Consider the following 19941-nt stretch of genomic DNA (forward strand, 5'->3'; position numbering starts at 1 on the left):
CGCTTGATTCGTAAAGGCAGGGCCCGCGTCGTCCGCGCAAGGAGCCCTGCCTCATGAATCGTACGGTCCTCTTCCTGTCCCTGGCCGGTGGCCTGGCCCTCACCGCCCTGGTGTTGGGCCTGCCCCAGGTGACCCGCCCGAGGACGGAGCCCGTCGTCGCGGTGAAGACGCCGCCTCCGACGCCTCCCCTCCCCGTGCAAGGCACGCCCGGCTCGCTGACGATGACGAGCCGCCTGTCGCATCCGTATGTGCCCGCGGGCAGCTCGGAGGTCTTCGCCACGGTGGACCTGATGGGCGCCGAGGTCCCCGGCTCCAAGCGCCGCCCGGTGAATCTGGCGCTGGTCATCGACCGCTCGGGGTCCATGAGCGGCTACAAGCTGGCGCAGGCGAAGCAGGCCGCGCGGCACCTGGTGGGGCTGCTGCGGGACGAGGACCGGCTGGCCATCGTCCACTACGGCTCGGACGTGAAGAGCCTGCCGTCGGCGCAGGCCACGGCCGCGCAGCGCGAGCGGATGCTCCAGTACGTGGACGGCATCTGGGATGACGGCGGCACCAACATCTCCGCGGGCCTGTCCGCGGGCCGCTACCAGCTCTCCACCGCGCAGGAGGGCTTCGGCGTCAACCGCCTCATCCTCTTGAGCGACGGCCAGCCCACCGAGGGCATCACCGACGACGAGGGCCTGACGCGGCAGGTGCGCGAGCTGCGCGCCACGGGCATCACGGTGAGCGCCATCGGCGTGGGCACCGACTTCAACGAGGACCTGATGCAGGGCTTCGCCGAGTACGGCGCGGGTGCCTACGGCTACCTCGAGGACGCGGGCCAGCTGGCGGCGCTCTTCCAGAAGGACCTCCAGCAGGCCTCCACCACGGTGGCGCGGGACGTGACGCTCACCTTCACGCTGCCCACGGGCACGGTGCTGGGCGAGGTGCTGGGCTACAACGCGCGGCAGTCCGGCAACCAGGTGATGGTGTCGCTGCCGAACTTCTCCGCCGGCCAGTTGGAGCGCGTCGTCGTGCGCCTGTCGACGACGGGCGACTCGGTGGGCCAGACGGTGCGGGTGACGGACCTGACGCTCAACTACACCGACCTCATCCGCAACGTGGGCGTGGAGAACGGCGCCGCGCTGTCCGCGGTGGTGACGGACCGGCAGGAGGAGATTGTCGCGAAGCAGGACAAGGACGCCACGGTGTACGCGGTGCGGGCGCGCAGCGCGCAGAACCTCCAGAAGGCCGCCGAGGCCCTGCGCGACGGCCGCCGCGAGGAGGCCAAGGGCTACATCCAGCAGAACCAGGCGATGTTCAACGAGGCGAGCGCGGTGGCGAGCCCGGCGGCGGTGGCCTCGGACCTGGCCGAGCAGCAGGCCACGCTGGACGAGTACGAGAGCGCCGGCAGCGACGAAGAGGTCCGCTCCGCCGCGAAGAAGTCCAAGGTGAAGGCCCTGCGCGGCTTCGGCAAGGTGGGCTCGACCTACTGACGGACCCGAGGCCCGCGCGTCTCACGCGGGCTCGACACACACCACCCCGCTTCCGCACGGTGCTCACGAGCGCCGGATGGAAGCGGGGTGTTTCATTTCAGGGGGCGGCTAGTAGCAGAGGTACGAATCCATCCAGTACGCGTGTTGATCCGACGGCTCCGCGAAGGGCACGGAGATCATGTTGGCGTAGCGGCCCATCGGCGACCAGGTGAACCGCAGGGCGGAGGTCGGCGGCACGCAGAGGTAGTTGTCATCCCACCCTGTCGACGCGGGCTCCGAGGGCATGTAGATGCGGGTGCAGCGCATGCCGGAGATCGGCCCGCCCAGGCTCCAGCGCAGGCCGACGTCGCGGTTGGCGCACAGGAAGTTGTCGTTCCACGTGCCCGCCGTATCCGACGTCTCCAGGAGGGCCGTACACGCCTTCCCCGGAATGGCCCCGGTGGCGGAGAACTGAAGCCCCACCGGCACCTCGTGGAAGCAGAGGTAGTTGTCGTCCCAGGTATAGGGGTCCTCCGCCTCCAGCAACTGGGTGCAGAGCCGGCCCGGGAGCGGCCCCGCCTCCGAATAGGAGAACATCGCCTCCGCCTCCGGAGGCACGCACAGGTAGTTGTCGTGCCACGTGTTCCCCGCCGGCTCCGTGGTCTCGTGAATCTGGGTGCAGCGCATGCCTGATATCGGCCCGCTCATGCTCCAGCGCATGCCGATGTCCTTGTTGGTGCAGAGGTAGTTGTTCCCCCACCCGCCCGAGAGGTCGGCCAACTCATCCATCAGCGTGCAGCTCATCCCGGCGATGGGGCCCGACGCGCTGAAGGACATCACCAGGGGCGCCTCCAGGCAGAGGTAGTTGTCGCTCCACCCGTTAGGGTCCTGGGGCTCGTTGAAGCTGACGCACTCCTTGCCCAGCAGAGGCCCCGCGCTGGACCAGGTGATGGTGAGCGGCGAGTCGTGGGGGATGCACAGATAGTTGTCGATCCACCCCGTACCGGAGCGCTCCGCGGGCTCCCTCACGTGGGTGCAGCGCAGTTCGGGCACGTAGTCGTCGTTGCGCCAGACGAAGCCGAGGTCCACGGGCGAGCACAGGTAGTTGTCATCCCAGCCATGCGGGTCGCCGGGCTCGTTGATGGCGATGCAGTGCATCCCCGGGATGGGGCCGCTCGCGCTGAAGACCACCCCATGGAAGCTCGTGAACACAGGGGAGGTGTCGAGGGGCGACAGCACCGCGCCCTCCGCGTGCGCGGGCGGTTCGGCGTCGTCGACCAAGGCCTGACAACCCATGCCTCCCAGGACACAGAGAAGTCCGAGAACGAACGCTCGATGAACGACGACACGATGGCGGGGGATTTCCATCGGAATAATCTGACATAACTGAATTGCAAGTAGCCAGCCGAGCGCGCGGGCGCGCGGGGTGACTTCCAGGTTGACCGTCGGAATCGCCCGGCCCTATCTCCGCGTTCCTCCCGCCTTCGGCTGGAGGCACGAAAGCGTGGACCGAATGGCGAGCGGCAACACCCCTTGGGTCGGGGTCATCATGGGCGGCAAGAGTGACCTGGAGTACCTGCAGCCGGGCATCGACGTGCTGAAGGAGCTGGGCATCCCCCACGAGGTGCGGGTGGTCTCCGCGCATCGCACGCCGGACTGGATGATGGAGTACGCGTCCACCGCCGAGTCGCGGGGCCTGTCGCTCATCATCGCCGCCGCGGGTGGCGCGGCCCACCTGCCGGGCATGGTCTCCGCGAAGACGCTCCTGCCCGTCATCGGCGTGCCCATGCCCACCACGCTGCTCAACGGCATCGACGCGCTGCTCTCCATCGTCCAGATGCCCAAGGGCGTGCCCGTGGGGACGCAGGCCATCGGCAAGCCGGGCGCGGCCAACGCCGCCCTGCACGCCGCGGCCATCCTCGCGCTGAAGTACCCGGAGGTGCGTGAGCGGCTGGCCGCGTGGCGCAAGGCGCGCACCGACGAGGTCATGGCGCACCGGGAGCTGTCATGAGCCCACGCGTGGTGCTCCCTGGTGGGACGATTGGAATCCTCGGCGGGGGGCAGCTCGGGCGGATGATGGCGCTGGCCGCGCGCACGCTCGGCTTCCAGGTGCAGGCGTTGGACCCGGACGCGACGTGCCCCGCACGCAACGTCGTCGACCGCTGCCTCACCGCGTCCTTCGCGGACATCGCCGCCGCCGAGGAGCTGGCGAAGGGCTGCGACACCGTGACGCTCGAAATCGAGAAGGTGCCGCTGGCCACGCTGGAGGCAGTGGCGCGGCACACGCCCATGCGTCCGGGCGCGTCCGTGCTGCATGTCATCCAGCATCGCGGTCGACAGAAGGGCTGGCTCGCCAAGGGCGGCTTCCCCGTGGGGCCGTGGCGCGAGGCGCACTCGGCGGACGAGCTGGCCCAGGCCATCCAGGCGCTGGGCGGCCGGTGCTTCGTGAAGTCCAGCGAGGGTGGCTACGACGGTCGCGGTCAGGTGGAGGTGAAGACGCCCGCCGAGGCCCCCGCCGCGTGGCGCGAATTGGGTGAGCGCTCCGTCGTGGTGGAGGCCGCGCTGGACCTCCAGTCGGAGCTGTCGGTGCTCGTCGCTCGCAGCCCGAAGGGAGAGCTGGCGGTGTATCCGCCCGCCTTCAACCACCACGAGGAGCGCATCCTCGCGTGGTCGCTGCTGCCCGGCCCGCTGCCGGCCCATGTCGCCGAGCGCGCCACGGAGCTGGCGCGCGACATCACCCAGGCGCTTCAAGTGGAGGGCCTGCTGGTGCTGGAGCTGTTCCTGCTGCGCGACGGCACCGTGCTGGTGAACGAGCTGGCGCCGCGTCCGCACAACAGCTTCCACTCGACGGAGGTCGCCTGCCTCACGTCGCAGTTCGAGCAGGCGGTGCGCGCGGCGTGCAACCTGCCCCTGGGCTCGGTGGAGGTGGTGCGTCCGGCGGCCATCGTCAACCTGCTCGGGGATTTGTGGCTGCGCGAAGGAGGGCCCCGGTTCGAGGACGCGCTGGCGCTGCCCGGCGTGCGGCTGCACCTGTACGGAAAGCGCGACGCGCGCAAGGGTCGGAAGATGGGGCACCTGTCCGCGGTGGGCATCTCGCCCGAGGACGCGCTCGCACGGGTGAAGGCCGCGGCCGCGGTGCTCGGAGTCTGAGGTCATGAAGACGAACGCCGCGCGGCTGCTCGACTCGTTGGGCGTGAAGTACTCGCTGCGCGACTACGAGGTGGACCCGGAGGACCTCTCCGCGGAGTCGGTGGCCGCCAAGGTGGGCATGCCCCCGGAGCAGGTCTTCAAGACGCTCGTCGCGCGAGGCGACCGCACCGGCGTGCTGATGGCGGTGGTGCCCGGCAACGCGGAGCTGGACCTCAAGGCGCTGGCGCGACTGAGCGGAGACCGCAAGGTGGACACCGTGCCGCTCAAGGAGCTTCAGCCCCTCACCGGCTACGTGCGCGGCGGCTGCACGGCCATCGGCGGCAAGAAGGACTATCCCGTCTACGTCGACGAGACGCTGGAGCTGTTCGACGAGGTGGCCGTCTCAGCGGGCGTGCGCGGCACGCAGCTGGTGCTGGCGCCCGCGGACTATCTGCGGGTGACGAAGGCGAAGGTCGGCCCCATCTCCCGCGACAAGGCCTGAGCGGCCTTCACACCATCGACCCCTGCTCGGGCATGAAGAGCACCTTGCCGGACGTCATGTCCGCCGAGGCGATGCGCACCGCCTCCCCCGCCGACTCCAGCGGCAGCCGCGCGCGCACGGGCGTCTCCAGCTCGCGTCCCACCAGCGACGGCACGCCCATCAGCGCCTTGAGCTGCTCGCGGCCAAAGCCCCGGCGAGCCCACTCCGAGAGCGCGAAGCCGTCCACCGTCTTGCGCCCGAAGATGACGTCGCCCGGGTCGAAGCGGCACTCCTGCTCCGACAGCGCGCCATACACCGTCACGCGTCCGCCCTCCGGCAGCGCGCTCAACAACTGGCCCGTCAGCCGCCCCGCCACCGCGTCGAAGGCGAGCGTCACCTTGAGTTCGTGACACATGAGGCGCAGGCGCTCCTGGAACTCCGGCTCGTCGCTGCTCAGCACGTGCTCCGCGCCCAGCCCGCGCAACAGCTCCACCTGCTCCGCGCGCCGCACCACGTGCACCATGGGCACGCCCCGCCGTCGCGCCAGCGCGCCCAGCATCCGCCCCACGCTGCTCGCCGCGCCCGTCTGTGCCAGCGCCGCGTGCTCGCCTTCCTTGGCGCGCTCCATCAGCACCCACGCGGTGAAGGGATTGACGAAGAGGCTGGCGCCCTGCTCGAAGGTGATGTGCGCGCGCAGGGGAATGCACTGCTGGAGCGGCACCACCGCGTACTCGGCCCACAGGCCGTCACCTCCCACGGGCGCGACGCACGCCACGCGGCGCCCCACCAGGAGCTGCCCCGCCAGGCCGCCCGCGGCCACCACCGTGCCGCTGCCCTCGAAGCCCGGCACCGTCGGCAGCTCGTTGCGCAGCCCGTACTGGCCCCGCACGAACTGGAGATCCGCCGGGTTGATGGGCGACGCCGCCATCCGCACCAGCACCTGCTTCGTGGTGGGCCGGGGCACGGCTCGGCGCTCCACCTGGAGGGACTCCGGCCGCCCGTCATAGGCCTTGAGGACCAGCGCTCGCATCACCACGGGGACAGGGGGGGCTTTCATCCGGCAGACCTTTTAATTCGGCCGCGCGTGAAAGGGGGAGCCCCCTTGGCCTTCCTCCGGGTTCGGAGCGTCGATGAACGCCACCATTTTGCAGTTGCACCACCGAGAAGCCTTTGAGCGCACCGTCACGCGTGCCCTCGCCGCGGGGGCCGGCGCGGGCCTGCTCCAGCTCGTCACCGCGAGAATCGGCCTGCCACTTCCCCTGGCCTGGCTCGTTCCCGCGGCGGTGGTGCTGGCCTGTGCGCAGGGAGACCGGTGGGACCGCATCCTCCTGGGGGGGCTGGGAGTGGTGCTGACGGCGGTGCCGTATGCGCTGGGGATGGCGCCCGCGTGGACGGTGGCGTGCAGCGCGGCGGCGGCGGGCTCGCTGCTGGTGCGCGCGCGGCTGAGCGAGAAGGGCGTGGAGGGACAGGTGGCGGAGGCTCGCCCCACCCTCGTGCACCTGGGGCTCGGCGCGCTGCTGGGCGCGGGACTCACCCTGGGCGGCGTGGAGATTGCGCGCGTGTTCTCCGCGCGCCTGGCGGACCTGGCCACGCCCGCGCTGCTCGCGGCGGGCGCGACGGGCGCGATTCTTGGACTCTTCGTCGGCTTGAGCTCCGTCGCGGCGCACCTGGCCCTCACGGCGGACCCCGTGGAGGCGCGCGCCGAGGAGCTGATTCCAAGACTGGCCGGAGACTTCCGGACGCAGTGCGAGCGCGCGCTCGCGCTGTATCGCCAGTGTGGACAGTCGCTCGCGCTGTTGCCCCGGGAGCCCGCGCGCGAGGAGCTGGCCCGCACGTTGGCGCGCATCACCCGTGACGCGGTGGAGCTGGCCTCCGAGTGGGCCGGTGTGGAGGCGCAGCTCGAGGAGCGCGCGCAAGCCGAGCTTCAAGCGGAGCGCGAGGAGCTGGAGCGGGGCGCGAAGGCCAGCACGGATGCGGTGGCGCGGCGGCAGTTGGAGGCGGCGGCGGCCTCGCTCGCGGAGGAAGTCGAGCGGCTGGGCGAGCTGAAGGTGCGTCGTGAGCGAATCCTCGCGAGGCTGCGCGCGGAGGTCGCATTGCTGGAGCGCGCACGCGTGGCGCTGCTGTCGCTGCGCAGCGGACAGGCCCAGCTCAAGGCCGTGGAGTTGGCGTCGCTCGCGCGTCGCTTCCGCGCGCTGTCCTCCGTGCAGTGGGAAGAAGGTCAGAGCCTGGACGCGGTGGCCACCCAGGCGACCCTGGCCCAGGTTCCCGAGCCCATCGCACCCGTCCAACCCGCTGAGGAGGCGGCCTCCACGCAGGGCGAAATTTCTCGAATTCGCGCCCCATGAGCGGGATTCCCCGGATGTCAGGGGCGACCAAGCCTTGGAGAGGCCGTCCACTCGTACGCCGAGTAGGAGTTGCTGCGGTAGTGCGCAGGCATGAACTGTAGACGTGGGTACCATCAGGTAACATTTGCCCCGTCATGACCCACCCCCTCGTCCGACAGCCCGGTCCGATTCCCCTCTGGTTGTGGAACGGCTCCGAGCCCGGGGTGACTTCCGCCTTCCAACCGATCGTTGATTTGAGGGATGGCGAGGTCATCGGGCACGAGGTGCTCTCGCGCGGACAGGGAACACTCGAGTCTCCGAACGAGCTGTTCCTGCATGCGCGGGTATCCGGCTACACGTGGGAGCTGGAGCGCGCGTGCTGGACGTCCGCGCTGCGCCGCATCGCCACGTTGCCGGAGGACCAGCGGCGCGCGCCCTTCTTCTTCAACGTGAGCCCGGACGTGTTGAGCGACCCGCGCTTCGGGGATGGCTCCACGCTGGCGCTGCTGGAGCGACACGGGCTGGGGCCTCGGCACCTGGTGCTGGAGCTGACCGAGAAGGCGGTCATCGAGGATGGGGCACTGCTCCAACGGCTCACGCGCGAGTGCGCGGAGCAGGGCTTCGGGCTCGCGCTGGATGACTTCGGCGCGGGGCACTCGGGCCTGGTGACGCTGGTGCACTGCGTGCCGCGCTTCATCAAGCTGGACCAGGCGTTGGTGCGAGACATCCACCTGCACGACTACCGACAGCACCTGGTGAAGTCGTTGGTGGCGTTCTCCTCCAGCGTGGATGCCATCCTCATCGCCGAGGGCGTGGAGACATGGGAGGAGATGATGGTGCTGCTGCGGCTGGGCATCCGTCACGCGCAGGGCTATCTGCTGGCCCGTCCCGCTCCGGTGCCCGGACGTCCCACGGAGGCATTCGAGTCGCGGCGTCGCGAGGCGATGCGTGCGCTGCTCCTGAGTGAGCCCGCGGATGACAGCACGGTGGGCGGACTGGTGATTCGCCGCGCCACGGTGGATGCGGCGGCGCCGTCCGAAGTCGTGAGCAACCTCTTCCGCGATGCGCCGCAGGTGGACCACGTGGTGGTGCTGGACGGTGCGCGGCCCAAGGCGCTGGTGACGCGCCGAAGCCTCGCGTCGGGCAATGGGCAGAGGGAGGTTCCGCTGGTGGTCGAGGACCAGATGGCGGTGACGGCGCTCGTCGGGCTGGCGATGGCACGTGCGCCGGAGGCCGTCTACGACCCGGTGGTGGTGATTGATGCCCAGGGCGAGTTCCTGGGCACCGTGACGATGAAGCAGTTGCTGCTGCGCGCCAGCGAGTTCGTGGAGCGCCACTCGGCGAAGTAGGCCCGCCTCATTCCCACGCGAGGTGGAGTCGACCGTCCTCGAAGATGAGGCCCGCGTCCTCCAGTCCCGTGGAGCCATTCTCCACCTGAGGCAGCACGTTCCTCGGAGGCGCGAGCAGCGTGTCGCGGCCCTTCGTGAAGCCCTGCTCGCGGACCAGCACCATGTACGCGCGGCCCAGCGCCACGGCCCGCTCACGCGAGGGTGTCAGCAGCCACGCGAGGTCCTTGTCGCCTCCGGGCGCGGCGCGACGCACGGACTTCTCATCCACGGCGCCGCTCGGGAAGAAGCGCGTGAGCAACTCCTCGTTCGCGCGAAACTCGTCACCGCCCTTCACCCGCTCGAAGTACGTCAGCACCTCCGGCTTCGCGTGGCCCGCCTGCGGCACATCGCGGAGGCCGCGCAGGTCTTGATGGCGCCACCCTTCCCTGCCCGGCACCTTGCGAGGGAAGCCGAAGGTCTGGTCCACCGTCACGCCCAGGTTGGTGTGGCAGCCCATGCAGAACGCGTGCTCCTCCAGCGTCTGCACGCGCAGGCGGCCCTTCCCGTCCTCGATGAAGCCCTGGAGGCGCCAGCCGAACTCGTTGATGAGGCCCAGCTCGGGCGTGCCCGGAAACGCGGGCAGCCGGTTGCGCATCTTCTTCTCCTGCTCCGCCGCGTAGAAGGCCATCACCTGCTCGCCCGTGTATTCCTCGTCCTTGCGCGAGTAGCGGACCTCCTTCATGCGCGCCGACAACAACGTGGGCGCATCCGGGTCCACGTACCGCACGGTGTGGAGGAACTCGACGCCGCGCGGATAGAAGTCCCTGCGCACGGCGACCTTCGCGGCGCCTCCCGCGTACGTTTTCGGCAGGCCGCGCACCTCCTCGACTCCCGCCGTGAGCACGCTGTCTCCATTCACGTCCACGCCGCCCGAGCGCTCGTCCACCGGCTCCACCCGTCGCACTGCTGTCTTCACCTCCAGCAGCGCGGGGTCCACCGTCATCGCCGCTTCGAGGATGGCGAGGTTGAGCCGATACACGTCCAGCGAGAGTCTTCCCTCGGCGTCGCGTCGGAATGCATCGGGAAGCCGGATGAAGATGTCATCCGTGTTTCCATTCGTCGGCCAGAACGTGCCGAGGAACGGCTTGTAGCGAACCGCTCGCCAGCCGCTTCCGTCTAGCGCGAAGCCCTCCGCGTCGAAGCCTCGCGCGAGGTCCAGGTCCGGCACCCAACCCTTGAAGCCTCCGGGACGTTGGAGCAGCGACTCACGCAGGGGCGCGTAGTTGTCCTCGCGGATGTACTGGAGCACCTCGTCGTCGGAGATGTCCGCCAGCGCGGCGGTGCGGTCCGCGAAGAGGTTGCTCCACTGGTTCAGCAGGCCCACGTCGCTGAAGGCGTAGTCGGCCTGCAGCGACTCGTCGTCCATGACGTTGAAGCCGACGCCGCCGGTGTGACACGTCCAGCAAGGGTTCGAGAGGCCCTCCGTCTTCGTGTAGCACATGGACGGAATGGGAGCCTCGCGGTTGGCCACGGTGCTCCCGCTCGCCAGGGCTTGCGCGAGCGGGTCGAAGGGAGGCTCGGGGATGCGCGGCGCGGCGCGCTGTCGCCACACGACTCCCGCGGAGGCAAAGAGACTTCCCAGCGCGAGGCACAGGGCGAGGACAGCCCTGGCGCCTCCCTTCGACATGATGGACATGAGGTGGCGTTCTCCTGGAGGGGCGCGCGACTACGGCCAGACGCTGTAGCTGTCCTCGCCCGGGTGCTGGACGCTGACGAACAGGGTCTTCATGTCCGGGCTGAACGCGGGGCCGGTGGCCTCCGCGTCGCTCGGCATGGACAGCACGCGGAAGGCCTTGCGGTAGTACGCGCTCTCCCGATGCGCCGGGTTCTGGTTCAGGTAGTAGATGCCGTCGGCCACCTTGTTGACACCGAAGTTGCCGTCGGTGCCGAACCACACGCCGCCGTCACGGTCGATGGCGATGTTGTCCGGCTTGGCCGCGGAGAACTCGGGCGTGACGCTCGTCGCCGCCGTCTCGCCCTTCCACATGCGGAAGAAGGTGAACGTGCGCGAGGTGCCCGGCGCCGCCGTGTTGGCCTCGCGAATGCCGAAGATGGAGCCGACGCGGTCCGTCGCGCGGTTGTCGGTGGCGGCGCGAGCCTTCGTCCCCCAGACGCCCTCCTGGCTCCGCGTGGCGGTGGCGACGCGGCCCTGCTGGTCCAGCGCCGTCGGGTCACCGTGCTCGGTGAAGGCCACGTACAGGAGCGGCGTGCCGCTGGGGTCCTTCGGGTTCCACTCGAGGTCCTCGGGGCGGTTGAGTTCCATGACGCCGACCTTGTTCGCCGCGGTGAACAGCAGCTTGCGCAGCTGGTCGTCGTCGGTGAAGCCGCCGATGGCGTTGTAGCTGGCATCGCGCAGCGCGGTGCCCACCGTCATCGTCGGCTGACCGAAGGCCTCGCCGTTCGGCGCGAGGTCTGTACTGTCGAGGCTCAGCGCCACCCAGCGGCCCTGTCCGGGCACCTGCTCGGTGGGAATCGCGCCGCCCACCAGGGTGTCACCGGTGCTGTTGTCCAGGCCCGCGAAGTGCGCGGCGTAGAGCGTGCCCTGGTCCAACAGCGCGCGAGTCTCCGCCTTCGTCATGCCCGCCGTGTACGGACGGCTGGAGACGAACTTGAAGATGCGACCGCCGCGACGGTCATCACCGCCGTAGATGACGATGGGCTGGCCCGCGAGCAGCTTCCAGTTCGCGTCGACGACGAAGGCCGCGTTCTCCCAGTGGGCGCGGCCCATGATGCCCAGCTTGCGGTGGCCCGCGCCGGGCTTGGACGCGTCCTTGCCGTACCAGAGGTCGGCGGGCTGGCCCGGGTCGATTTCGGTCAGGTAGCCGTAGCCGTCCTTCCGGTGCGACGAGCGCGCGTCGGAGCTGACCATGTCGCCCGACGCGGGAGCCGAGAGGTCCGGCGCGAGGGGGGCGCCGGCGACCATGCCGGGCGCGTTGGGAATCCAGTCGTTCTTCCCGGTCCACAGGCTGCCTTCCGGGTCGCCGTAGACGCCCTGCACGTTCTCCTCGCCGGTGAAGATGGTGCCCCACGGCGTCTGTCCACCGGAGCAGTTGGAGTGCGTGCCGGCGACGACGCCCACGGGCAGGTCGGCGCCGGAGTCATCGCGGTCCACGCCGGACAGCGTCACGCCGACCACCTTGGCCAGGGTCGCGCTGGAGGCGTCGTAGCGCAGGTTGCTCGCGGTGCGGTCCACGGCCCACTCGCCGGTGGCGGGGTCCTGCACCACGCGCATCCAGGTGCCGCCGACCTGCTTCTTCCATTCCTTGTTGTAGGTGGTGATGGCGTCGTCCTGCCACGAGGTGCCGTCCGTGACGGTGTTGGACAGGGTGCCGCTGTTGCGGAGGAAGCGCGCGAAGTCCAGGTGCTGGCCGATGGGCGCGGTGCCGACGCGAGGCTTCGTGCCGGAGATGTACTCGTGGTTGATCCACATCCAGCCGGCGGCGCTGCTCCCTCGGAACTGGGGCGCGTTGTCCTGCGCGGACCAGCCGTCACCGAAGAACGCGATGTAGTCCACGTTGGCGCCGAAGCGCGGGCCCGTCTTGCTGAAGGTGATGGGGTCCATCCACTTGATGACGGTGGAGGAGAACAGGCCGGGCACCGTGCGCACGGAGTCGGTGGACGCGGAGGACAGGGGGAAGACCATCGGCGTCGGCAGTGAGCCGGCGACCACCTGGTCCACGCGAACCTTCACGTACTCCGCGAGGTTCGTGGCGCCGGTGCCCAGGTCGCCACGGAAGGTGAGCGCGATGACGGAGGACAGCGGCGTGCTGGCTTCGACGCCGGGCGCGCGCGTCACGGCGCCGGGGCCGGGCTGGCCTTGTGTACCGGGGCCCGAGGGACCAGGCTCACCGTTCTCACCGGGGGCGCCATCGTCACCAGGGGCGCCGGGCTGCCCGTCCGAGCCATCCTGTCCATTGGAGCCAGCGGGACCTGAGGGACCGGTGTCGCCCTCGCAGGCGGTGATGGCCAAGGAGCTACCCAGAAGCATCGCGCCGGTCGCGAGCCGCAGCAGTCGTGAAGACATGAAGCACTTCCTCCAGGGGTTTCGCGCCCGCCACGTGAGGGCACGAGCGCGAGCGCATCCTGCGGAGGCTGTGTGGCGGCAGCTTGTTCAGTGCGTCACTTCTTCATCACGTCACGCGCGAGCAACGTCACGCACGGGCAACGAACGTGGCGCTGCGCTACGAGTCCCGCATCGGCAATTCCTGAAAAGAAATCCCCTCCAGCTCCAGCCGACGCACCGCTTCCATGAAGCGCTCGGTGCCAATCATCATCGTGGCGAAGTTCCCCACGCGAAACAGGTCCAGTTCGGCAGGGAGTGACGCCGCGTCCAGGACAGGCTCGTCCGGCCGACTGATGCCGTAACGGCCGCACGTCGGACAGGGTGGCGGCACATCCTGGGGAATGCAGTCCGGATGTAGCCGACCGTGTGGCGCCACCTGGAGTTCCAACATCTCAGGCGCATCCTTCTTGCGGTATCGCAGCTCGGTCCGACAAGGGAACAGCCCCCTCACGCCTTCCGCCTCCAGGCGTTCCAGTGCATCCCGACGAAGGAGAAGCTTCAGCATCCCCACCCATGTGATGGGCCCCAGCTCCCCAGAAACCTGTCCCACCAACGGGCCAAAGCCCGTGCCAGGAGGCAACTCCGCATGCGGAGGCGCCAGAGGACGAACCAGCTCACGCAGACGCGCGAACTCAAGGAAGGGCTCGGGCCGAGCCCTCTCGAACTCATGGCGCTCGGGAAGCTGTGACAGGTCGACGTTGGGGTATTGATGGCCGACGCTGGTCCACGTGAAGCCACACACGTGGCACCGCGCGCCGGGCAGCGACTGCTTGTGCCATCCGTTGACCTCGCCACCGTACTTCGCCGCGACCACCCTGTCCTCGGTCAGCCAGAAAATCCGGGGCATCCGTCCTCACGCTCCTGGGCGCGAATAGTAGGGCTGAATGGGACCATCGATGAGCTGGAAGCGATGGATGAGCTCTCCCGCATGCCTGTAGATGGCCTCGGGCGGAGCCGAGGGGTGCATGAAGATGAACTCGCGCCAGGCGTCGTTCCAAGCCCCACCTCGCCCTGTTCCATCGTGGATACGCCGGTGCAGGTCACGCGGAATCGGCATGGTGTAGTCGTGGATCTTCACGCCCTGGGCTTCGAACCACATCGCCAGGTCCTGCGCCTGCGGGAAGATGTGATGCTTCTCCCATCGGCCGGGCGTGAGCTGCCGTGACGGCGGGATGATGCGCTCGGGAGCACCGTTCCAGTTGGGGAACGTCATGACCGCGCCGCGCGGGAGGTTCTGTGCTCCTCCCCAATTCCGTCGAGGCCCCTGCCCTGGTGCCGCTGCCGCCGCGGGTGGACGCGCGGGCGGGAAGAGGGCCCGCTCGATGTCTCCGGAGAGGTCGTCCTCGCAGCGATAGAAGCCGCAGGCATCTCCCAGACAGAGAAGCTTGACGCACTGGTCACTCGCGGGGGTGTCGCACTCGCGGACCGCGGCGTCCGCCTGCGCAGCAGGAGATGCGACGGTCGCACAGCCGAGCCACGTCACGACAGAAAGGGCCCACCACCACACCGGACGGATTCGCATGACGCGCAATCCTACCGGCCCTACACCGTCAGTCACGGCACGATGCGGATGTTCGACACGCCCTCGAACTCCACCGGCGAGCCCTTGCGCACGCCCATCTTCTCCGCCCAGCCCGCTGGCACTTCCAGCACGTACTGGCTCGGCGCTCCCACCGAGCGCGAGTCGAGCGTCTTCGGCACCGCGCGCGACACCACTCCCGCGATGTGCAGGTCCGAGGTGATGAAGATGATGTCCAACGAGATGAGCGTGTTGCGCATCCAGAAGCCCTGCATCTCCTGCGTCGGGAAGAGGAACAACATGCCCTTCCCCTCCGCCAGCTCCGTGCGCCACATCAACCCGCGCTGACGCGAGTCCGGCGTCGCCGCCACCTCCACCTCCACCCGATGCACCCCACCGAACGCGTCCTTGAGCCGCACGTGCGCACGCGGCAACGGCGGGCTCACGTAGTCCTTCGCGGTGACGTCGGTGACGGGCGGTCGCACGGGGGCCGGAGGCGTCGAAGGCTGTCGACCCTGCGCTTCCTGCTGGCAGCCGCCCAGCAGCAATGGAAGCAGCAGGACCGCGAGCCGACGCGTCGTCTTCATGGGTGCTGGGGATGCAGCGGCTTGTTGAGCAGCTTCTCGGTCAGCTCGGGCCCCAGGCTGTCGGACATGAGCCGCTCCACCACCGTCTCGAACTCCACCCGCTGCGAATCACTGCTGTAGATGAAGCGGATGCCCATGCCCGGCTCGTCGCCGTCCGCCTTGGACCACACCACCTCGCCCAACAACTCGAAGGGCGCCTCCCGGTGGGGCACCGTCAGCTTGAAGAGAAACCGCGTGCCGATGGGCAGCGGCTTCTTCGTCTTGATGAACGTGCCACCCTTGCTGATGTTCTTCGTGTAGTCCGCGAAGAACGAGTTGAGCTTCTTGTAGTCGACCTTCAGCTCGATGGGCGCGCGCCCGTGCTGGCGGTGCTCGGGACCTGTCTTCTGTTCGGACATGCGGCTGGGGAGTATAGGGGAGGCCATGGAGCAAGTCCTCAACCGTGCCCGCGCTCTGTCGCGCCGCCCGGCCGTCCTGGCCCCCCTGCTCCTGCTGGCGGGCGGCGGCTCGGCCCTCGTCCTCCTCCCCCTCTTCGGGGTCCCCGGCTTCGAGCTGAGCCTGGCCCTGGCCATCGCCGTGGGCCTGCTCGGCGGGGGTCCAGGCGTCGCCGCCGCATTCCAGGAACGCCGCATCATTCTCGGCCAGGAGCCCCGCCTCCCCACCGCCGCCGTCCCCCAGAGCCCCGGCGCCGCGGTGGGCCGCGCCCTGGGCACCGCCGTCCTCCTCAACGTCGGCGCGCTCGTCCCCCCCTTCCTCGCCTCCACCGTCTTCGCCTGGCTGCGCACCTCGTGCGACCCCTTCGAGCTGGTGGGTTTCTATCCCATGCTCACCCTCCCCTCGGCCGTCCTGGCCTCGGCGTCGGGCGTCCTCTGCGGCTTCAAGGCCCGGCGGCCCTCCCGAGGGGTGGGCCTGCACGTGCTCCTCGTCCTGCTGTCGCTCATCCCCACCGTGTGGCCCATCGTCGCGGGCCCCCAGGTCTTCGCCTTCAACCACTTCCTGGGACACCTGCCCGGCCCCCTCTATGACGAGGCCTTGGTGATGACGCCCGCGCTGGGCTGGTTCCGCCTGGAGACCCTCCTGTGGGCGTGGGTGCTGGTGGGGCTCGCCGCGGCGCTCTTGGACGTCGGAACCGGAACCCTGCGTCGCGCCGGCCTGCGTCCCTGGGCCCTCGTCCCACTCGTGCTCCCCCTGGCCGCCATCCTCTTCCTGGAGGTGAAGGGCCCCCAGCTGCGCACGCGCATGACGGACGCCTACCTGGCGGACACCCTGGGCGGCGTGCGCGACACGGAGCACTTCCGCCTCCACTACCCCCGAGGCAAGGCGCGCGAGGACGTGGACCGCCTGGCCCGCGACATGGAGTTCCGGTGGATGCAGGTCCACCGATTCCTCGGCGTGGCCCCCACCGAGCGCATCCGCGTGTGGCTCTATCGCAACGAGGAGGAGAAGCAGCGCCTCGTGGGCGCCGGCCGCACCCAGTACGCCAAGCCCTGGCGCTACGAGCTGCACATCCAGGACAAGCCCTTCCCCCACTCCACCCTGCACCACGAGCTGGCGCACGTCATGGCCGCCCCCGCCGGCAGCGGCCCGTTCCGAGTCACCACGCGCCTGGGACTCTGGCCCCTCATGGGCGTCATCGAGGGCTTCGCCGTCGCCGCGGACGGCCCCGCGCAGGGAGACCTCACGCTGCACCAGTGGGCCTCCGGCATGCGTCGCCAGAAGCTGGCCCCGGACATGCGCACGCTGATGGGACCGCGCGGCTTCTACCAGTCCGCTCCCGCGCGCGCGTACACCGTGGCCGGCTCCTTCCTGCTGTACCTCGCGGACACCTACGGCGCGGACAAGCTGCGCGCGCTCTACGCCCACGCGGACTTCGACGACGCGTACGGACGCCCGCTCGATGAACTCGTCTCGGAGTGGGAGCGCTACGTGGACGCCCTGCCCCTCGACGACACGGCCATCGCCCGGGCCTTCGCGCGCTTCCGCGCCGGCAGCCTCTTCAGCCGCGCCTGTGCCCGCGAAGTCGCCCGCCTCACCGAGTCCGCGCGCGCGTCCCTCGTGGGTGACCCCGAGGACGCGTTGGAGCGCTACACCCGCGCCGCCTCGCTCCAGCCCGAGGAGCCCTCGTTCCGCCTGGGCGAAGCCGCCGCGCTCTCCTCACTGGAGCGCTACGACGAGGCCACCGCCGTGCTCTCCACGCTCGCCCATCAGGTGAAGGCCCAGGCCGTCACCGCGGCCGAGGTCGCCATGGCCCGCGCGGACGTGGAGGCGCGACGCCAGCAGCCCGAGCAGGCGCGCAAGTACCTGGACGAGGTCCTCTCCCTGGACGCCACGCCCGAGCTGACGCGCACCGCCCAGGTGAAGCTCGCCGCGCTGGACTCCACCGCGCGACGCGAGGCCATCAACGCCTACTTCCAGTCGACGCGCGAGGAGCTGCGCCTGCTGATGCTGACGCGCGCGCTCCAGGCCGTGCCCCATGACGCGTACCTCAACTACCTCCTGGGCCGCCGGCTCCAGCAGGTCGGCTCGCCCGTGCTCGCCGGCGAGTACCTGCAACGTGCGCTGGCGGACGATTCACTTCCGGAGGCCCTCCGCCGGGAGGCCTTGCGCGTGAAGGTGGAGGCTTCCTATCTCTCGGGAGACTGCGGCGCGGTGCGCCACGAGGTCGGGGTCCTTCCGGACTTCGGGACGGCCTTCAAGGCCACCGCCCAGGAGTGGCAGGAGCGGTGTGATTTCGAAGAGAAGACCTTCCGGGGAGCCCTGGTGCCACGACAGGCTTTCCGCTAGCCGCGCTTTCCGCTAGGCAGGCAGCCCACACAGCGGCGACGAGCCAGGCCATCAGGAGGGAAGCGATGCGGTTCGAGACGAGGCAGCGAATCCAGGGGACGGTGGACGAGGTGGAGCGCGCGCTCCTCGACGAGCGGTACTTCGAGTTCCTCCTCAAGCACCACGGCGTGTTGCTGGAGCTGGCGCCGATTGAAGTGAAGACGGAGGGGGACCTGGTGAAGCGCAAGGTGCGCTACCGCCCCAAGCCGGTCATCGAGAGCATCGGCCCCAAGCGCGTGCCGCCCGAGTGGTTCGCCTTCATCGAGACGTCCACCTACGACAAGCGCCGCAAGGAGCTCACGTTCACCAACACGCCCACGTCGGGCACCATCTCCAAGATGCTGGTGAACACCGGCACCATGCGCTTCCGTGACTTGGGCGCCGGGCAGACCGAGCGGTCGATGGACGGCGAAATCTCCCTCAAGCTGCCCTTCCTGATGAAGCCGCTGGCGCTCATCGGCGAGAAGATCATCCAGGGCGAGGGCCTCAAGATTCTCGACAACGAGATTCCGGTGCTCAACCGGTTCATCTCCGAAGTCATCCGAAAGGGCTGAGGCACGCGGAGTGCAGGTGGGGCCCGGGGAATGGGTTGACTTCTCATCCATTGTCTTCGTAAGGCCCCGCCATGCTCATCCGCTTCCTCGCTGTCTGCGCCCTGACCCTCCTGGCCGCCTGCGCTCCGAAGCGCATCCCCGGCACTGAAATCGACGACACCTCCGATACGCGGGCCATTTTGTCAGTGATGGAGCAGTACCGGTCTGCCATCGAGGCACGCGACGCGAACGCCATCCAGGCCCTCGTGTCCAAGGACTTCCGCGAGGACGGCGGCACGCCCGGCGACCCCGAGGATGACCTGAACGCGACCAACCTGGTGCCCTACCTGGAGGCGCTCTTCCCGCAGCTCCAGTCGCCCAAGGTGGAGATTGACGTGCGCCGCGTGCAGGTGGGCAAGGACGTGGCCACCGCCATCTACTACTGGAAGGTGAGCTGGCGCATGCCCAGCCTCACCCCCCGCCCCCAGAAGGAGGCGGAGCTGGAGCAGATGGTGTTCCGGCTGGAGGATGGCCGCTGGAGGATCCTCTCCGGCATCTGAGTCGTCCGAGGCATCCAGGCTCTTCGGGGCGCGCGCCTTGCGCCCCGAGAGCTCACAGCCCCAGCAGCTTCGCGTAGCCCGCGGGGCCCATCGTCGACAGCGCGCGCGCCCGGGTGAGGTAGGTCCGGTAGTCCTTGCGCACCAGCTTGTCCGCCGGCAGCGGGGACAGGTGGTAGTCGCGGATGCGGCTGGCCGTGAAGCGCACCGCCCCGAAGAGCGCGTGGCCGAAGAGGTTGGCCCGCTCCACGGGCGCCAGCGGCCGGATGTCCTGGTAGCCGCGCACCAGCGCCTGGCACAGGTCCGGAAGGTACGCGCCGCCGTCGAAGCACCAGGCGTTCAGGGTGATGACCACGTCCAGTCCGTAGGCTTCCCGGCAGGCCATCTCGAAGTCGAAGAACGAGCCCACGCTCGCGCCCAGCCACTTCACGTTGTCGGTGAAGAGGTCCGCGTGGATGACGCCGAGCGGCTCCAGGCCCTGGCGCTGGGACTCGGCGGTGGCGAGCAGGCGCTCCAGCTCTCCTGCAATCGCGACCAGCGTCGCGTCCGGGTGACGCGACAGCTCCGCCAGCCACCCGCGCACCACGTCTGGCGAGTAGGGGTTTGCGCGCGCGCCGCCGAAGGACTGCGTGTCGCGGTGCAGCTTGCCCAGCTCCGTGCCCAACCGCTCCAGGTGCTCGGCGGTGAGGTTCGGGTGGCGCAGCTCCTCACCGGCCAGCCAGCGGAAGACGCTGACACGCCCGCCCTCCAACTCGACGAAGGTCTCTCCGTCGCGGGTGGGGAGCTGCACGGGCGAGGGGAAGTGGTGGGCGGCCAGGTGGGCGAGCAGCGCGGACTCGAAGCGCAGGTCGTCCGGGGAGCGCACCGTCGTGTGGCGAACGAAGTAGCGGCCGGAGTCCGTCTCCAACCGGTGGTTGGTGTTGATGGAGCCCTGGGGGATGGGCGTCACGCTCCGCACACTCCCCAGCCCGAAGGTGTCGGCGACACGAGTGAAGACGTCGGGGGACAGCGCCGTGTGGACCGCCATTGCTCACTCCTCCCATGCTCGGGGCCCGCTCCATTGACACCTGGGAGGGGCGTACC

Annotated in this window: 18 protein-coding genes; 9 read left to right on the top strand and 9 right to left on the bottom strand. The window is 69.5% G+C overall.

What is annotated here, in order from left to right; genetic code table 11:
- Nucleotides 1–53 precede the first annotated feature (53 nt).
- Nucleotides 54–1475 (top strand): vWA domain-containing protein, encoded by a 1422-nt coding sequence (locus tag LZ199_RS12905; RefSeq protein WP_253993974.1) that lies wholly within the window; start codon nucleotides 54–56, stop codon nucleotides 1473–1475.
- A gap of 108 nt (nucleotides 1476–1583) precedes the next feature.
- On the opposite strand, the gene LZ199_RS12910 is transcribed toward LZ199_RS12905, so the two are convergent.
- Entirely contained in the window at nucleotides 1584–2750 is a 1167-nt protein-coding gene (locus LZ199_RS12910) for a hypothetical protein (RefSeq protein WP_253993975.1), read from the bottom strand.
- Nucleotides 2751–2967: 217 nt separating this feature from the next.
- On the opposite strand from LZ199_RS12910, the gene purE reads away from it, so the two are divergent.
- Genes purE through ybaK form a run of 3 tightly spaced genes read left to right on the top strand, consistent with a single transcriptional unit; the run spans nucleotide 2968 to nucleotide 5085 of the window.
- Entirely contained in the window at nucleotides 2968–3465 is a 498-nt protein-coding gene (gene purE / locus LZ199_RS12915) for a 5-(carboxyamino)imidazole ribonucleotide mutase (protein ID WP_141647982.1), read from the top strand.
- Nucleotides 3462–4604, top strand: a complete 1143-nt coding sequence (gene purK / locus LZ199_RS12920; RefSeq protein ID WP_253993976.1) for a 5-(carboxyamino)imidazole ribonucleotide synthase — start codon at nucleotides 3462–3464, stop codon at nucleotides 4602–4604. The genes purE and purK overlap by 4 nt, the downstream gene beginning before the upstream one ends.
- Before the next feature lie 4 nt (nucleotides 4605–4608).
- Nucleotides 4609–5085 carry a Cys-tRNA(Pro) deacylase gene (ybaK, locus tag LZ199_RS12925; protein WP_253993977.1) on the top strand — a complete coding sequence of 159 codons (477 nt, stop codon included), beginning with the start codon at nucleotides 4609–4611 and terminating at the stop codon, nucleotides 5083–5085.
- Between the two features lie 7 nt (nucleotides 5086–5092).
- On the opposite strand, the gene LZ199_RS12930 is transcribed toward ybaK, so the two are convergent.
- Complete coding sequence (locus LZ199_RS12930; RefSeq protein WP_253993978.1) at nucleotides 5093–6121, bottom strand: zinc-binding dehydrogenase; 1029 nt, start codon at nucleotides 6119–6121, stop codon at nucleotides 5093–5095.
- 73 nt (nucleotides 6122–6194) lie between these two features.
- On the opposite strand from LZ199_RS12930, the gene LZ199_RS12935 reads away from it, so the two are divergent.
- Both LZ199_RS12935 and LZ199_RS12940 read left to right on the top strand, forming a co-directional pair.
- Entirely contained in the window at nucleotides 6195–7409 is a 1215-nt protein-coding gene (locus LZ199_RS12935) for a hypothetical protein (RefSeq protein ID WP_253993979.1), read from the top strand.
- Between the two features lie 134 nt (nucleotides 7410–7543).
- A complete protein-coding gene (locus LZ199_RS12940; protein ID WP_253993980.1) occupies nucleotides 7544–8737 on the top strand; it encodes an EAL domain-containing protein in 1194 nt (397 codons plus the stop codon).
- A gap of 7 nt (nucleotides 8738–8744) precedes the next feature.
- Here LZ199_RS12940 and LZ199_RS12945 read toward each other — a convergent pair whose 3' ends face one another.
- The 6 genes from LZ199_RS12945 to plpQ form a co-directional block, all read right to left on the bottom strand.
- A complete protein-coding gene (locus LZ199_RS12945; RefSeq protein ID WP_253993981.1) occupies nucleotides 8745–10412 on the bottom strand; it encodes a hypothetical protein in 1668 nt (555 codons plus the stop codon).
- A gap of 30 nt (nucleotides 10413–10442) precedes the next feature.
- Nucleotides 10443–12800, bottom strand: coding sequence for an alkaline phosphatase PhoX (locus LZ199_RS12950; RefSeq protein ID WP_267145145.1), 2358 nt, complete (start codon nucleotides 12798–12800; stop codon nucleotides 10443–10445).
- Between the two features lie 157 nt (nucleotides 12801–12957).
- Nucleotides 12958–13686, bottom strand: coding sequence for a SitI6 family double-CXXCG motif immunity protein (gene sitI6 / locus LZ199_RS12955; protein WP_253993982.1), 729 nt, complete (start codon nucleotides 13684–13686; stop codon nucleotides 12958–12960).
- Between the two features lie 6 nt (nucleotides 13687–13692).
- Nucleotides 13693–14361, bottom strand: coding sequence for a SitA6 family polymorphic toxin lipoprotein (sitA6, locus tag LZ199_RS12960; RefSeq protein WP_253993983.1), 669 nt, complete (start codon nucleotides 14359–14361; stop codon nucleotides 13693–13695).
- A 32-nt stretch (nucleotides 14362–14393) separates the two neighbouring features.
- A complete protein-coding gene (locus LZ199_RS12965; protein WP_253993984.1) occupies nucleotides 14394–14945 on the bottom strand; it encodes a DUF192 domain-containing protein in 552 nt (183 codons plus the stop codon).
- Nucleotides 14942–15343: a motility regulator PlpA gene (gene plpQ / locus LZ199_RS12970; RefSeq protein ID WP_141647970.1), complete on the bottom strand. Its 402-nt coding sequence runs from the start codon at nucleotides 15341–15343 to the stop codon at nucleotides 14942–14944. Before plpQ ends, LZ199_RS12965 begins: the two co-directional genes overlap by 4 nt.
- A 25-nt stretch (nucleotides 15344–15368) precedes the next feature.
- Here plpQ and LZ199_RS12975 point away from each other — a divergent pair, with 25 nt between their 5' ends.
- The 3 genes from LZ199_RS12975 (at nucleotide 15369) to LZ199_RS12985 (ending at nucleotide 18861) form a co-directional block, all read left to right on the top strand.
- Entirely contained in the window at nucleotides 15369–17729 is a 2361-nt protein-coding gene (locus LZ199_RS12975) for a tetratricopeptide repeat protein (protein ID WP_253993985.1), read from the top strand.
- Between the two features lie 65 nt (nucleotides 17730–17794).
- The gene (locus LZ199_RS12980; RefSeq protein ID WP_253993986.1) at nucleotides 17795–18322 is read left to right on the top strand and encodes a DUF2505 domain-containing protein; all 528 of its coding nucleotides are present in this window, start codon (nucleotides 17795–17797) and stop codon (nucleotides 18320–18322) included.
- Nucleotides 18323–18393: 71 nt separating this feature from the next.
- Nucleotides 18394–18861, top strand: coding sequence for a DUF4440 domain-containing protein (locus LZ199_RS12985; RefSeq protein ID WP_253993987.1), 468 nt, complete (start codon nucleotides 18394–18396; stop codon nucleotides 18859–18861).
- 52 nt (nucleotides 18862–18913) lie between these two features.
- Here the strand turns inward: LZ199_RS12985 and LZ199_RS12990 are convergent, their stop codons facing one another.
- Nucleotides 18914–19885 carry a homoserine kinase gene (locus LZ199_RS12990; protein WP_253993988.1) on the bottom strand — a complete coding sequence of 324 codons (972 nt, stop codon included), beginning with the start codon at nucleotides 19883–19885 and terminating at the stop codon, nucleotides 18914–18916.
- Between the last annotated feature and the right edge of the window lie 56 nt (nucleotides 19886–19941).

Source organism: Myxococcus qinghaiensis (assembly GCF_024198215.1).
Lineage (GTDB): Bacteria > Myxococcota > Myxococcia > Myxococcales > Myxococcaceae > Myxococcus > Myxococcus qinghaiensis.